Origin of the sequence: Planctomicrobium aquicomposti, from assembly GCF_051466325.1 — a bacterium.
Classification (GTDB): Bacteria; Planctomycetota; Planctomycetia; order Planctomycetales; family Planctomycetaceae; genus Planctomicrobium.
This window is the reverse complement of record NZ_CP195792.1, coordinates 2,902,421-2,917,187: the sequence shown is the minus strand read 5'-3', so window position 1 is coordinate 2,917,187 and position 14,767 is coordinate 2,902,421. Positions and strand designations below refer to the sequence as shown.

The 14,767-nt window shown below is 58.2% G+C and carries 12 protein-coding genes; 7 read left to right on the top strand and 5 right to left on the bottom strand.

Going from position 1 to position 14,767, the window contains the following annotated elements:
* Positions 1-14 precede the first annotated feature (14 nt).
* The 3 genes from SH664x_RS11295 (at position 15) to SH664x_RS11285 (ending at position 4,675) form a co-directional block, all read left to right on the top strand.
* The gene (locus tag SH664x_RS11295; protein WP_437200978.1) at positions 15-1,298 is read left to right on the top strand and encodes a DUF1501 domain-containing protein; all 1,284 of its coding nucleotides are present in this window, start codon (positions 15-17) and stop codon (positions 1,296-1,298) included.
* Positions 1,299-1,602: 304 nt separating this feature from the next.
* Positions 1,603-3,228 carry a family 16 glycoside hydrolase gene (locus tag SH664x_RS11290; RefSeq protein WP_437200976.1) on the top strand — a complete coding sequence of 542 codons (1,626 nt, stop codon included), beginning with the start codon at positions 1,603-1,605 and terminating at the stop codon, positions 3,226-3,228.
* A gap of 169 nt (positions 3,229-3,397) precedes the next feature.
* On the top strand, positions 3,398-4,675 hold the full coding sequence (locus SH664x_RS11285) for a HEAT repeat domain-containing protein (protein ID WP_437200974.1): 1,278 nt from the start codon (positions 3,398-3,400) through the stop codon (positions 4,673-4,675).
* Between the two features lie 218 nt (positions 4,676-4,893).
* Here SH664x_RS11285 and SH664x_RS11280 read toward each other — a convergent pair whose 3' ends face one another.
* Positions 4,894-5,994: a hypothetical protein gene (locus tag SH664x_RS11280; RefSeq protein WP_437200972.1), complete on the bottom strand. Its 1,101-nt coding sequence runs from the start codon at positions 5,992-5,994 to the stop codon at positions 4,894-4,896.
* Between the two features lie 234 nt (positions 5,995-6,228).
* On the opposite strand from SH664x_RS11280, the gene SH664x_RS11275 reads away from it, so the two are divergent.
* From SH664x_RS11275 to SH664x_RS11265, 3 genes are all read left to right on the top strand, one after another.
* Entirely contained in the window at positions 6,229-6,498 is a 270-nt protein-coding gene (locus SH664x_RS11275) for a hypothetical protein (protein ID WP_437200970.1), read from the top strand.
* An 86-nt stretch (positions 6,499-6,584) separates the two neighbouring features.
* Complete coding sequence (locus tag SH664x_RS11270; protein ID WP_437200968.1) at positions 6,585-7,046, top strand: hypothetical protein; 462 nt, start codon at positions 6,585-6,587, stop codon at positions 7,044-7,046.
* The gene (locus SH664x_RS11265) at positions 7,043-7,627 is read left to right on the top strand and encodes a hypothetical protein (RefSeq protein ID WP_437200966.1); all 585 of its coding nucleotides are present in this window, start codon (positions 7,043-7,045) and stop codon (positions 7,625-7,627) included. The genes SH664x_RS11270 and SH664x_RS11265 overlap by 4 nt, the downstream gene beginning before the upstream one ends.
* 26 nt (positions 7,628-7,653) lie before the next feature.
* Here the strand turns inward: SH664x_RS11265 and SH664x_RS11260 are convergent, their stop codons facing one another.
* The 4 genes from SH664x_RS11260 to SH664x_RS11245 form a co-directional block, all read right to left on the bottom strand.
* Positions 7,654-8,691, bottom strand: a complete 1,038-nt coding sequence (locus tag SH664x_RS11260; protein ID WP_437200964.1) for a PepSY domain-containing protein — start codon at positions 8,689-8,691, stop codon at positions 7,654-7,656.
* Positions 8,692-8,906: 215 nt separating this feature from the next.
* Positions 8,907-10,355 (bottom strand): proline dehydrogenase family protein, encoded by a 1,449-nt coding sequence (locus tag SH664x_RS11255; protein WP_437200962.1) that lies wholly within the window; start codon positions 10,353-10,355, stop codon positions 8,907-8,909.
* Positions 10,356-10,475: 120 nt separating this feature from the next.
* Complete coding sequence (locus tag SH664x_RS11250) at positions 10,476-12,095, bottom strand: serine/threonine protein kinase (RefSeq protein WP_437200960.1); 1,620 nt, start codon at positions 12,093-12,095, stop codon at positions 10,476-10,478.
* Positions 12,096-12,219: 124 nt separating this feature from the next.
* Positions 12,220-14,028 (bottom strand): sulfurtransferase, encoded by a 1,809-nt coding sequence (locus tag SH664x_RS11245; protein WP_437200959.1) that lies wholly within the window; start codon positions 14,026-14,028, stop codon positions 12,220-12,222.
* Positions 14,029-14,169: 141 nt separating this feature from the next.
* Here SH664x_RS11245 and SH664x_RS11240 point away from each other — a divergent pair, with 141 nt between their 5' ends.
* The gene (locus tag SH664x_RS11240) at positions 14,170-14,766 is read left to right on the top strand and encodes a nitroreductase family protein (RefSeq protein ID WP_437200957.1); all 597 of its coding nucleotides are present in this window, start codon (positions 14,170-14,172) and stop codon (positions 14,764-14,766) included.
* Position 14,767 lies beyond the last annotated feature (1 nt).

Below are 14,767 nucleotides of genomic sequence, written 5' to 3'. Positions count from 1 at the left end.
GAAAGTTCCACTCGATGCTCTCACACTCAATGGATTTACTGAGCCGGCGCGAACTGATGTGCCGGACTGCCCGGCACGCTTTCGGTCTGACACTGTTGCCCGGGCTGGGAAGTCTCGCCGCCGCAGCTGCCGAAACCAGATCGGGTAAGAAGCAGGCTCCCGCGAAGAACCTGATCTACATTCGACTTGCCGGTGCAATGAGCCATGTCGACACGTTCGATCCCAAGCCCGGCAAGGACGTAATGGGCAAGACCAAGGCGATTGACACGAAAATTCCCGGCGTGCAGCTGGGAGAGTTCATGCCGGAACTCGCCAAGCAGATGAACGATGTCGCCCTGATCCGTTCAATGAACACGTTGACCGGTGATCACGAAGGGGCGAGCTATCTGCAGCAGACGAGCTATCGCAAGATCGCGTCGATCAGCCACCCGGGGCTCGGTTCCTGGGCGCAGAAGATTCATGGGCCCAGCCACCCGAGTCTCCCCAGTACAGTGAACATCGGGAATGGTGTGGGGCCGGGTTACATGGGAACGCAGTTCGCTCCCGTCCCGATTGGGGAACCGAACGATGGCCTGCAGAATACGAAGTCTCCGGCATATCTGACGGAGAAGAACTTCGACAAGCGGATCGCGCTGTCGAATTCGTTTGATTCGGCCTTCCGTGAACTGGCCAAGAACAACTCACAGGTCAGGGGATACGACAATCTCTACCAGAATGCAATTTCACTGCTTCGCAGCGAAGATCTGAACGCGTTTAACCTTTCACTGGAACCCGAGACGACTCAGAAGGCCTATGGCACCAGTCGGGTCGGACGCGGAGTTTTGCTGGCTCGTCGGCTGATTCTACATGGCATCCGCTGCGTCCAGGTGAGCTACGGCGGCTTTGATCACCACAATGATCTCTGGGATCGTCTCCCCGATATGGCCCGCACGCTGGACCAGGTGATCAGCGCACTGCTCATTGACCTCAAAGCGACGGGCCTCATCAAGGAAACTGTCGTCGTCGTGTCGGGCGAGTTCGGTCGTGGCCCGCGAATCAATCAGCGCGTCGGTCGCGATCATCATCCGGCCGCATACTCAGCGCTGCTGGCCGGGGCCGGAATTAAAACCGGACAGGTTTACGGGAAGACCGATGACGAAGCGTTTTATGTAGAAGACAATGGCGTCGAGCCGGGCATGCTGAATGCCACGATTGCCCGCTGTCTGGGAATCGATCCGCATCTGGAAGTGTTTTCTCCCAGCGGGCGCCCCTTCACAATCGGCAACGGTGCGGACGGAGTGGCCGAACTCCTGGCGTAATGTCCCCATCGGCAATCTGCTCTGCGGAAAGAGCCTGGCTGCATTCCATTCGACCGTCGGAAACTCCTCAAAGCCTGAGGGATTTTCCGGCGGTCGTTTTTTTGGGGGCGAGCACTGCATCACTGACCTGTCAAAAGGATCTGTCACTCACACGTGCATGCGACTGTCAGCCTGTCGCGCCTGCCTGAGGCGAACGGATCGCTCCCCGATTCTCAACTCGCCCCCAGCGGTGTAGACTGGGATTTCCTGAACTCACCGAGATGCAATTCGATTTTGCTCTCCCCGTAACCTCTGGAAACCTGCCATGCCGCAACTTGTGCCCTTGAGATCCGTCGCCACGTGCCTTGCCAGTCTCTTCCTCTTCGCCACTCTCGCCGTTGCGGCTCCGCCGGAGCCACCCAAAGGGTTTCGTCCCCTTTTCAACGGGGAGAATCTGGAAGGCTGGTACGGCCACAATCCTCACCTCTCGGTGAAGCTGAAGGACGAGAAAAAAGAAGAGAATCTGCGCAAGCAGCGAGAAGAGTTTCCGCTCCATTGGAAGGTCGAAAACGGAGAGCTGATCAACTCCGGCACCGGACCCTATGCGACCACCAACGACGAGTACGGAGATATCGAACTTCTGCTGGAATACAAGACAGTTCCGAAGGCGGACAGCGGCATCTATCTGCGGGGGACGCCGCAGGTGCAGATCTGGGACTGGAACCAGAAGTCCGACCCGAAGAAGCCCAACCGCAATGCTTATTTTGGTTCTGGCGGACTGTTCAATAACACGCCCGGCACTCTGGGGCGCGATCCCTTGATGCGTGCTGATCGCCCCTTTGGTGAGTGGAACAAGGTACGGATCCGTCAGATCGGTCCCCGTACCTGGGTGACTCTCAATGGCCAGGCTGTTGTCATGGGCGCTGTCATGGAGAACTATTGGGATCGCAGCCAGCCGCTGCCGGCCAAAGGTCCCATCATGCTGCAGACACATGGCGGCGAGATCCGCTGGAGAAATATTTTCGTCCGCGACATTCCGGCCAAGGAAGCGGAAAGTTTTCTGAAATCGAATCCGTTGATCCCCGAGCCGACCGAGTTTGACGTGGCCTATGGCCCCCACCCCAAGCAGGTCCTGCATTTCTGGAAAGCGGAATCGGAAACTCCGACCCCGGTCCTCCTTTTCGTTCATGGTGGGGGATGGCGTGCCGGCGGACGACTGACCCGCCTGTCCGAGATGATTCACAAGTTGCTCGCAGAAGGGATCTCGGTGGTCTCGGTCGAATACCGGTTCACGCCGGAAGCTGAGGCGGACGGCGTCATTCCCCCTGTGAAAGGACCACTGCACGATGCCGCCCGCGCACTGCAGCTCGTCCGCAGCCGTGCCAAAGAATGGAATCTCGATCCGCAGCGGATCGGCGCCTGCGGAACCTCCGCCGGGGCCTGCACCAGTCTCTGGCTGGCGTTTCATCCCGATCTGGCAGATCCGAACAGCGACGACCCGATCGCCCGGGAGTCGACCCGTTTGCTCTGTGCCGCCGTGATGGGAGCCCAGACGACGCTGGACCCGCAACAGATGAAGGAATGGATTCCCAACAGTCGCTACGGCGCCCATGCATTCGGAATCAAGGAGGACACCGACAAGGGGATCAATGCCTTTGACGAGTTCCTCAACTCACGCGAGAAAATTCTTCCCTGGATTGCCGAGTATTCTCCGTACGCTCTGGTGACTTCAGATGATCCGCCGATCTACCTGAACTACGCAGCAGCTCCTGCCCTTGGCCAGCCGGAGAAGGACCCGACGCATAGTGCGAACTTCGGGGTCAAGTTGCAGGAGCGCTGCCGCGAAGTCGGCGTTCCGTGTGAACTTTATTATCCCGGTGCGAAAGACGCATCGCACACGTCGTCTGTGGACTACCTGATCGAGAAGCTCAAGTCGCAGCCGGGCAAGTAGCCGCGCATTAACGGGCGAAATCCTGACCCGTTATCGAGCGGATCCGGCTCGGTAAGAGAGTGCTCTGCAGCCGATCGGACAATCACGTCCGGTCGGCTTTTTTGTGACCATGCGACAACGGTCTGTTCATTCGATTGCCGCTGAGTTCGATGTGAACGGGAGAATCGTATTGAAATCTGTTGAGGGGGCACCATCGGAATCACCGACGGCGGAGCAGCAGCAACAGGCGCTCAAGCAGGGTCTGGGGCGGGCAATGCAATGGGCTCGTCGTGGAAATCTGGATAAATCCCTGCTCTTGAAGGCATGCCTGTCCGATGGGCGCTACGACAAACAAACAGAGCTTTCTCGGGGCCCGTGGCTCTGGAGATTGATCACCGCCAGTGGGGCGGACAAGCACATTGAAATGCCGCTACTCGATGCGTTGCGTCATCTGAGTTCCGACAGTGACGGTCCGCAGCTGCTGGATCTGGCATCAGCGTATGCCCAGGCGGGAAGTGAACAGTTCCGGGAAGAGCTGAATCGAATCGCACGGGAGCGTGGTTCTGAATTTCTTCAGTATTATGCCCAGAAAAAACTTCTCCAGCTGGATGAACTGCCGGCGCTACTGTCCATCGCCCAACAGCGCGGCGAGGAGTTACAGGGCCGCGATTGGAATAGCGATGACGACTTGATCATTGGGTTCGCCTGCAAACAGTTTGGCGATCAGGCCGTCCGGAAGCTTTTCGCGGAATCCGGAAGTCTCGCAGTGACCCGGTTTGCGGACGGGTGGCAGCACGCAGAAAGTCGGCCACCAGAATGTATGGAATCCTTTCCCGTCGACGACATCGCATCCCTCACCCTCGATGAAATTATGAGAACATCGCCTGTCGAGGGCGCTCAGGGATTTCGGCTGACTCGGTGGGGTGTACGTGCGAGTCTCCCGGAACTGAGCGCCATCGCCCGGAAGCTGATGAGGTCCGATGATCCGGTCGTCCTGAAAACGCTGCTTCGGGTCTTCGCGTCCCGACCTCTCCCCGAGATCGATCCTCGCATGATCGATCTCTGTCGCCATCCAGACGCGGAGTTGCGGGAGCGTGCCATACGTGCATTAGGGGAGAACAGGGATTCGAGGATTCGGGAGTTCGCTCTCGGCGAACTCGATCGAGGGACCGGGGGTGATCTCATCCGGTTACTTGTCAGAAATTTTCAGAGGGAGGACGAACATCGCATTTGCGATGGCTTGTCACTTCCTCATCATGAGGACGAACGGCATCGTGTGTTGAGTGACATTGTCGACCTCCTGGAACAAAACCCCGAATCGGCTTGTCTCCGTCTGGCCCTGGCGGTCTATGCCTCAACACCCTGTTCCGTCTGCCGAGCACACGTCGTCCAGCTGCTTCAAAAGCAGGGAGAGGTTCCGGATTGGCTCGCTGAGGAATTCCAGGATGACGTGTGGCACGATGCCTGAAGTCCAGACGCCAGAAGAGAGTTGCCTCAGGTCGCCTGCGTGAGCAGTTTCGCTCTGTCGGCTGCTCCCAGATGAAGGGAGTAGATCTGCGAGAAAACCACTCCGGGTTACGGAGTGGGCACATCCAGTCCGCTCGCCTCTCGAGATGAACCTCGATCCCCCTTCTGCTCACACAAAAGGGGGCGATAGAACCGGGATTACGCTGCCTACGGACGCGGTTACTTCCGGATCAGCTTTCGCAGTTTGTTGTTATTGCTGTCACCGATCAGAATCGAACCATCATCAAGTACGAAAACGCCATGCGGCCGGTTCAATTGGCATTTCAGCGGATCACCGTCCACGCCGTCCCCCGGCTTGCCGGTCCCCGCCAGGGTGTTGATGATGCCAGACTTGCGCTCGATGATCCGGATGCAGTGGTTCTCGGTGTCGCAAAGAAGAATGTTCCCCTCACGATCAAGAGCGACCCCCTTGGGGCCCGCCAGCGTCGCCAGCCGGGCATCCCCACCATCGCCGCTGTAACCTTTTTTGCCGGTTCCGGCGATGTGATGATAGCGGTCAGTTTTCAGATCGAGCCGATAAACGGCATTCCCTTCCCGCAGTACGACGATCACATTCCCTTCAGGATCAACAGCCAGGGTCCGCGGCCCGTTCAACGGGGTCCCCTCGCGAGATGCGTTTTCAGGAGTCGCCCCTTTGGCGCCGGTGCCTGCCCAGGTGGAGATCAGCTTCGACTCCAGGTCGACGCGGCGAATCCGGTTGTTGCGGATATCGCAGATCAGCACTCCGAGTGTCGGATGGAGCACGACAGAAATTGGCTGGCTGAACTTGGCCTTCGTCGCCGGGCCCCCATCGCCTTCGAATCCGACTTCCCCTGTTCCTGCCAGTGTCGAAATCTCACCGGTTTGACGATCAATCCGACGAACGGTCTGTCCGGTCATTGAGGAGACAAACCAGTTACCGTCAGCATCGAACCGCAACTCATGAGGCTGTCCGAGGAGAGCCTTTGTGGCGGGGCCCCCATCGCCAGCCTGCCCTTGCTGATTCGGTGTTCCTGCGACGGTGCTGATCAGTCCGGTCTTGGGATCGAGTCGACGGACCACGTGGCTCCCGTACTCGCAGAAGTAGATCGATCCGTCCGGTGCGGTCTCCATGCCAAACGGCTGGTCGAGCAGAGCCTGTGTGCCAGGTCCCCCATCTCCAGCGTGGCCGCGTTCCCCTGTTCCGGCCAGCGTGACGATCTCATCTCCGCGTGCTGTAGGCTCGGAAAGGGCCAGATTTGCGATGAGGCAAAAGCCGAGAGCGAGGCAGAGCCGGGACATGAGGGATTCCTATTCCGCACAGGGAGTAAATTCTAACGTGGCCACAACCTTCAATTCAGGTGTGTGTCGTCGAATATGACCAAGTCCGGGACACTTTTCAATTCGGGTGCGCCGATTTACAAAGCAGTTCCCGGCAACTCGACCGTGATTCCCCTCAGCAGCGAATCGACAGGCTCCAGAACTCCGTTAGACGGGACGTTTATGTCAACGACGAACTCCATGAGATTCGTGAGGATGCCAGGCACAGCATTCTTCCTGTTTTTTCTGGTTCTGGGACTGATTTGGGGGTTCTTTCTTTCGCCGCAGCCTGAACTCGATGCCGCGACGCGCCAGCGGGACTTGAGATTTCTCTACCTGATTCACATCCCCTACGCACTGGTCACCAGCCTTGTCATCTACCGGTGTCTGAAGACGGGAAAGTTCGCTACGCTGACTCTCGGCAAATTTCTTTTCACATGCCTCGCAGCGTTCATCACCGGGATCGTGCTTGTGCAGATCAGCTGACGAATGAAACAGATTTCACCTAACACGCTGTGGCCTCCATGCAACGATCCGGTTCCGATCAGGCTCAACCGCTACGCATCAGTAACATGGCGTTCGCGTGGGCGCGTATCGGTCTGGTAGTGGTATTTGTGCCGATTCTGACAGGGGTCGGAGCGTTGTTCTGTATCGATGAGCACGGAAACCGTTTCCTCGGCGTACTGTTGCTGCTGGGCTGCCTCCCGTTTCTCTGGGTGGCCTGCACCGTCCCCCTGTCGGTCGTGGTGGACGACAAGATTCAGGTCCGGACCCTGCTGAGCACACAAATCTATTTCGTGAGCGATGTGGTGGATGTCGTGGAGGGAGTCGAAAAGGTTCGCACCCTCACTCCCGGAACCGCATTGTTCGGTTGGCTCGGTCTGCAGTTCCCCACGGTCTACAAGACAGTCACACTGGTGTTTCGCGAAAAGCGGAAAGTCCGTTTTCAGGCATCACGGGAGGTGGCCAATCGGTTGCGAGAGCGGCTGCCACTTCTTATTCCGTCGCATGACGACCGTGAGAGCAATGCATGATGAATGAGAATGACCCCCTCCACTTCGATTCATTCCGGATTCGACTGCGACCGCTCCTGAGGTATCTCGGTGTGACGCTGGGAGTGGTTGCAAGCGCGCCGACCGTACTGGGAATCCTCTTCTTTCTGCTCAATCCGTCGGAGCTTGTGCGGGATCCGCTCAGCTTTCTGATGTGCGTAGCGATTGCCGCGCCGATCGTTTACGGGACCTTTCGCTGGGTCACCATTCAGGGAGTTGTGACCAGCGATTCCATTTTGATCCGAGGCTGGTTCAAGACTGTGGTCGTGGATCCCTCACGGATCATCTGGATTCGGAAGGTCAAGAAGCAGGTCAAACAAGAGCATCGGACGCGAAACGAATGGGAATACAGACTGTGCGATCAGAAAGGCCGGACGCTGGCGACAGTACCAGCCGCCATTCACGCCAGTCCAGGCTGGGAACAGTTCCTCCAGCTGATGCAACGACTCGCGTCAGTCAATCGGATTCGAGAGAACGTGACCGCTGCAGACGGCCATCTGCTGGATATTCCTGTCGACGAGTGGACCCTGCAGGATCTGGAAAAGTACGAACGTGAAAGCTGATGGGCACGTCTCGATCTCTTCCGAAGCTATCGTCCGGCACGCATCAGTTCGTGCATTCCGATTCCGATATAACTCGCGGCGGCGACGCTCAGGCCTAGGCAGATGCCCCCCCACAAGCGGGTCCGCTTGATCTGCCACCACATCACGATTCCGGAAACTCCCCAGAAAATCATGATCAGTGCCGTCGTGTCCGCGACCAGCACCCAGACCCAGCGCATGTTCATCTCATCTGCGGGATACCCGTGCACCATGTGCAGCCTCAGCAGAAACAAACGGAGGGAGATCGTCGATTGCCTGATGCCTCCCGGCAGTTCCCGCCCCGTCACCGAACCTGTCGTCGGGTTGTATGTCACACTCCAGTATCGATCATCTCCCCTCATGGAAAACGTGATCGGATTGAGTTGCACATCAGTCACTTCCAGGTGTTCGAGGTTCATCTTCTTCAGGACCACGGGAAGTCCCGCTTTCACAGCATCCACCGGAGACTGTTGCAGCATCAGGCCCTGATCAACAGCAAACGGTGCTTGTTCCGGTTGTTCCCGCAGGTCTCCTCCTGCGGAATGTTCCCCTCGGCTGCGGCTTCGCCGCTCCTGACCGGCGGTTTCCTGTTTATCAGTTGTCATCCGCGACGCCCCTCGTGACGGCTGAGGTCCCGCGGGCTGCGTGCCCGGTGGTGGCGGAGGAGCGCCCCGAATCATTCCGGCCCCGTTGGAATGCAGGACGACGCTGTAGCTCTTGCCTTCGGGGCCTGTGACGTTGGTGACAAATCCGCCTCGCCCAAAGACAATCGCTTCCCGGTTGACGAGCTCGTACGTCGTCGACCCGCGAGCGTTGATCAGCTCCACGACCTCATCCGCGATCTCGGCTGCTTTCGGAAGAGAAGCAATCTCGGTTCCCCGAGTCTCCCGAGCCTTGATCGGGATCATCTCATTGTCTGGAAAGACCGCCGGGTGGCTGAAGAGAAAGCCGGTCACACCATAGAGGAACACCCAGGGAGCCAGCAGCAGGCCGGCATAAAGATGCCCGCGCCGGAGGAGGTGCAACAGGTTCTTGACGAAAGGCAATCTTTTCCGGGGCGCATGAGAGCGACCAACTGCGTGCGAATTCCCGGACTGGAGTGCATCGAGCGGTGATGGTCCTTTGTCGCCCCCCGTGGTCCCAGAGGCCCGAGAGGCAGCAGCCTGTGCTTCGAGTTTGGCGGACGTGGGACTCATTCGACGCGACCTCAGAGGGGCAGGCAGATCATCTGAAACGGAAAATGGGATTCAAAATGCAGACTTTACGGCGCGGCTTCGGTCAGGGACTCGGTTCCCAGACGTTGCTCCGGGGGAAGCTCCCCGATGTCTGACGGGTTTCGCAGAAGGTGATCAATCGACAGCCCGCTGTGATAGGCGTGTCGCAGGAATGATTCGTTCGACGTATTCTCGAGCAACCGTCGCACCAGATAAGACATTCCCGGCAACAGTTCGCCGAAGGGAGTGTAGATGCGCACCCGGTGTCCCCGTTCGCTGAGCAGCTGCTGCATCTCGTCAGCCATGCCGTGCAGCATCTGGATTTCCCAGGCTGTGGAGGGGAGTTTGAGTTCTTCGGCCCAGGCGATGGCGTTGGAGAGACTCCGGAGATTGTGGGAAGCAATCGCCGGTCGCAGCCAGCGTGCGTTCTCCATGAGGAAACGGGTTTGCCGTTCGAAATTCTCATCGGACTGCCATTTTTCGCGATAGACGCGGCAGGGCCAGCCACGGTATTCCGCCTGAATCGTCTCCTGATCCCAGTACGCCCCTTTGACGAGACGAATCCAGACCGGTGTGCCGCGCTGCTGCACCCAGCTGAGGAGTTGCTGCAGGTCGTCGCCCGACTCGGGCATGTAGGCCTGAATCACAATGCCGACATTCGACCAGTCACAAAATTCTTCTTCGCTGCAAATCTCCTGGAAGATCTGCAAGGTGAGATCTTTGTACGAGGAGTGCTCCATATCGATGTGCACGTAGGCATCGACTTCCCGTGCAAGCCGGAACAGGGGGCGCAGCCGTTCCTTCACCCGCTGTGCCGTGCCTGTCGGGTCCATCGGGTTGAAGTGACTGGTGAGCGCCGACAGCTTGAGGGAAACATTGCAGCGGGGAATCCAGCGATCCCCATCATGGTCGAGGACCGGATCGTCGAGCCAGGGCTGGACCCGCGGAGCAATGTCCTGAATGACCTCCAGATAGGCTTGCTGGTAGGTTTCTGCTTCAGGTTCGCTGATCACCGCTTCCCCCAGCAGATCCAGCGTGAAGCACAAGCCGATCTTCCGGAGTCGGTCCACCGCTTCATAAATCTCGTCGGAGTTCGTGCCGGCAATAAACCGTTCGGCCATTTTCCGGGCATTCGTGCGGGCATTGAGGGCTAGCGCCTTCCCCAGCAGGGAATCGGGCTGGGCCACATCGAGTCCCATCCGTGCTGCCCACGGAAGATGCGAACGCACTTCGTCAAAGTACTCCTGCAGATGTCGGGTGACCGACTCGCTCGACTTCAGCATCGGCAGGACGTCGACGAAGCGGAACATCTGCACTTTGACCGACTCGTCCTGCATGGCCCACTCGAGAATATGGTCGAGCCACCAGCGACGTTCGAAGAGGGTCGGCTTACGGCGATCCAATTGGGCCCAGAGATCGCGGCCAATCGCCTGAGTTGCGGCTTCAACCCGGGCCTTGACGTCCGATGCGGCATCCTTGCGGGGAGAACGAGTCATTTGAAAAGTCTGTTGCCTGAATGAATCGAAGGGCGAAAGCCCGGTAAAATAAACTGTTTAACAAGCGACCGGGCCGCAGCTGCCCGAATCCTGACCAGTGCGGGAGACGGGCGAACGTCGTTAGTTGACCGCGGTCTCCTGCAGACGGTTGCGAGCCTGAGTCGTATAGACGTCAAACTCACGGCTATTGCCATACAGCCTGTTGATCGCCTGCCATTTTTCGCGGGCCTGAATTTTTTGGCCATCGACGTACAACTGGTCCGCCTGCTCCAGCTGACCTTTGATGAAAGCAGTACGATCCGTCTCGCCGCTGACTTCGCTGCGGATCTTGTCCGCCTGTCGCCGTGCGAGGTTCAGATAGGGTCGACTCTCTTCGCTCAGCGCGATGACTTTTGGAATGGCATCGTATTTCTCCAGCGAAGTCAGTCGATCGCCAAACTTGTCATATTGCTGCGCTTCGACAAACAGCCGCTCCGCTTCGGTTGCCGGAGGGCGATTGAAGCGGATATTCGTTTCAATATTTTTCTCGGCGCGATACATGCCGATCTGATCGAGCCACTTCTGCCCCTCATCGTGGTGCACCCCCCTCGGATAGCGGGCGACCATCTTTTTCAGATCGTCCTCCGCGTTGATCCACTCCGAAGGATTTTCGCTCTGCATGTACCGGCTCGCCTTGCCGTACAGGGTCTCTTCACTTCGGCTCTTGAGGACGAAGTAAGTTGTTCCCCCCAGAACGACCGCGAGACAGGTGGCGAGAAACCAGCCCTGTTCGAAGAACGGAACCGGTCCGGCGGTCGTTGATTTCTTCTTCTTTTTCTTCTTCTGAACGGTCGTCTGCCCCATGTAGGCCTGCGTCAGATCACCACCCGCGGCAGCGGCTGCGGTGACCCGGGCAGCCTGCTCGGCTGCCTCCTGTTTAATCTCTTCCAGGACCACCTGCACCGCCAGTGCGTCGAAGGGGCGATCGTCGGGCGATTTGGAAAGCAGGTCGTCGATCAGCCTTGAAAATCGCAACGGCACCAGCTGATTGAAATCTCGCACCGAGGGCGGCGCCTCGTCCACATGCTTGAAGAGGAGTTCCGCCTGTGTCTCGGAGATGAAGGGGACGCGGCCGGTGATCATTTCGAATAACACGCAGCCGAGTGCGTACAGGTCGGTCCGTCGATTGATCGGATACTTCCCGGTGATCTGCTCAGGCGCCATGTACGCCATCGTGCCGACCGTTTTGCCCGCCTGTGTCAATGCGGTCGCCTGTGTGTCCCGGGCAATCCCGAAGTCACTGAGCTTCAAGGTCCCATCGCGGCTGACGAGGAGATTGCCGGGCTTCAGATCGCGGTGGATGATCCCGGCGTTGTGGGCGTACTCCAGCGCCTTCGCAATCTGCAGTCCATACTCCAGTGCCAACTCCCAGGGTATTTTTCCCTCGGCGCGCACAATCTGGTCGAGCGAGCCCCCTTCGACCAGTTCCATCGCATAAAACCGCTGCGTCCGGTTCGACCCTGCTCCATAATACTTGATGATGTTCGGATGCTGCAGCTTCTTGAGGATCTCGGTTTCGCGAACGAACCGCTGATTGACTCCGTCATTCGCCGTCAGGTCGGGAGCGAGCACCTTGACGGCGCACTTCATGCCGTTCTTTTCGTAGGTCGCCAGATAGACGATTCCCATCCCCCCCACGCCGAGTTCGCGTTCGAGAACGAATGGACCAATTTTTCGCAGCTTTTCCGGTTCGGCAGCCATGCGTTCGATAATGACGGGAAGCTGGAGTCTTGCGAAGGGGTGACCGGCAACAGATTGGCAGTTTCGCCGATTCCTCGACAACCCGCAATCGGAACGGGCATGCCGCCTGATCCGATTTGGCGGGTCACCCATCTGCCTCCGTGGTCCAGTTGGGGCTGGGGGCTTCAAACGCGACAAATTCGTCTGTTGTCGGGTGCCGGAAGCGGATCTTTGCAGCATGCAGGCACATCACCGCACCGGGAGCCTGTGTCTGTTCGTCGCCGAGTTGCTGATTCGGCAGGTACAGCGGGTCGCCGCAAACCGGAAAGCCGAGATGCCAGGCATGAATCCGGATCTGGTTTGTCCGGCCCGTTTCGGGAAAGGCTCGCAACAGGGTGCTGCCATCGTCAAACCGATCAAGCACCTGAAATCGCGTCCGCGAAGGAAGTCCGTCTTCGACAACTTTCCGGCCCCCGCAGTTGGTCGATTCGCGCGAGATGGGAGCCTCGCAGAGAATCTCTTGCCAGGGAACCTGTCCCTGCACACGAACGAGGTATTCTTTCTCTACCTCTCCGGCGTGAAAGATGGCCTGCATGGCTGCGGAGACGGTGCGGGTCTTGCTGAAAATCACCACACCGGTGGTGTTGGCATCGAGCCGGTGCGCCGGCCGCAATTTCAGTGGACGATAGGCGGCGTTGAGAATCCACTGCAACGAGTTGCGGTTGAATCGACCGCAGGGATGCAGAGGGAGTGGAGCCGGTTTGCTCACGACCACCAGCGCCTGATCTTCGTGCAGGATCTCAATGTCGGGGTTGATGTCCGGCTCTGTTGTCGACGGCTCGAGATGTGCAAACTGCTCCCCCTCCCGCACGATCCGGTCTCCGGGGACCGGCTTCCCTCCCTGATGAATCCGTCCCAGATCACATTCTGTCCGCCAGTAGTCATCCCCCAAATGCGGATGCACCTGTCGAACAAAATCGAATAACGACAAACCGGAAAACTTCTGCGGAACGTTGAGCGGGCGGGCGTTGTCGTAGGCGACGCTGCCGGGTAGCGGTGTCGTTACCTCGCGAATCCGTTGCCGGCGCGCCTGTAGCAAGGCGACCTGCTTCTGTTCGGGTGTCTGATGACAATGCGGGCAGGCGTGCGGCGGATCGTACAGCGGGGACTGCTGATCTTCGATTGAAAGGGGCTGCAGGCAGGCGTAGCACTGTTTGGTGTCAGTCTCTTTGAGTTGCGGATCGAGGGCGACTCGCTTGTCGAATACAAAGCACTCCCCCCGATAGTGCGCTCCTCCCACGTCTTCAAAATACTTGAGGATGCCGCCATGCAGCTGGTAAACGTGTTCGAAGCCGGCCTGTTCCAGGTAGGGTCCCGCTTTTTCACAGCGGATTCCCCCCGTGCAGAACATGACGACAGGACGCTTCCGCAGTTCCTCCGGCAGTCGCTCCACCGCTTCCGGCAGATCCCGGAAATGGTCGACGTCAATCGGAATGGCATTCTCAAACGTGCCGACGGCGACCTCGTAATTATTGCGAACATCCAGCAGCGTGACGTCCTTGCCGGACGAGAGCCACGATTCCAGCTCGTGCGGCGTAATACGGGCCGATGTCGCCTGGCGGGGATCAATTCCAGGAATGCCGAACGCGATGGTCTCTTCCTTGATTTTGACCAGCATCCGTTCAAATGGCTGTGAGTCGCTGAAGCTTTCCTTGACTTCCAGATCGGCGAGCAGCTCGTCGCTCCGCAACAGTTCAACCAGTTCATCGATCGCGTTTCGCTCACCCGCGAGGAAGAGATTGATCCCTTCGGGAGCCAAAAGAATGGTCCCCTTCAGATGCCGTTCCCGGCAAAACTGCCGCAGTTGCTGTCGACGCGTTTCCAGATTGTTCAGACTGACGAACTTGTAAGCCGCAATATTCACAAAAGGCAATTGAGAAACGAAAGAAGTCATATCTAATCTGGTTACGGAAGAGGCTGCGATCCGAGAAAAATGTCCGCCGCAAGAAGCGGAAACCGGAAATCAATCGCGTATCATAGCGTCGCCGGCGATTCTGTCAGTCATCGAAACACCGACCAATTCAGGAGAAAATGCATGGGTGCCTACCCGGATGCAGGTCCCGCCCGTCAGCCCGACTATGAGATTCATGACCTGATCCTCAAACGCTGGTCGCCGCGGGCACTTTCAGGTGAGAAGATCTCCGAAAAACAGCTGCTGCAGCTGTTTGAGGCCGCCCGCTGGGCCCCCTCCTCGTACAACGAACAGGAATGGCGGTTCCTGTATGCACATCGTGACACCCCTCACTGGAAGGTATTCTTCGACCTGCTGGTCGAGGGGAATCAGCTCTGGTGCCGAAACGCGGGGGTCCTGGTGGTGGTCCTTTCAAAAAAGACGTTCGCCCGCAACGGCAAGCCGAACCGCAACCACTCCATGGATTCCGGACTGGCGGTTCAGAATCTCATGCTGCAGGCGGCGGCCCTGGATCTGGTGACGCACGGCATGTCAGGATTCGATCCCGAAAAGGCACGTGTCGATCTGAAAGTCCCGGAGGATTTTCAGGTCGAGTGCATGATGGCGATCGGCGTTCCGGGAAAGGTGGAGGACCTCCCTCCGGAGCTGCAGTCACGGGAAGCTCCCAGTAGCCGAAAGGCCATACAGGAATTTGCGAGGGAAGGAGAGTTTTCGTTCTGAA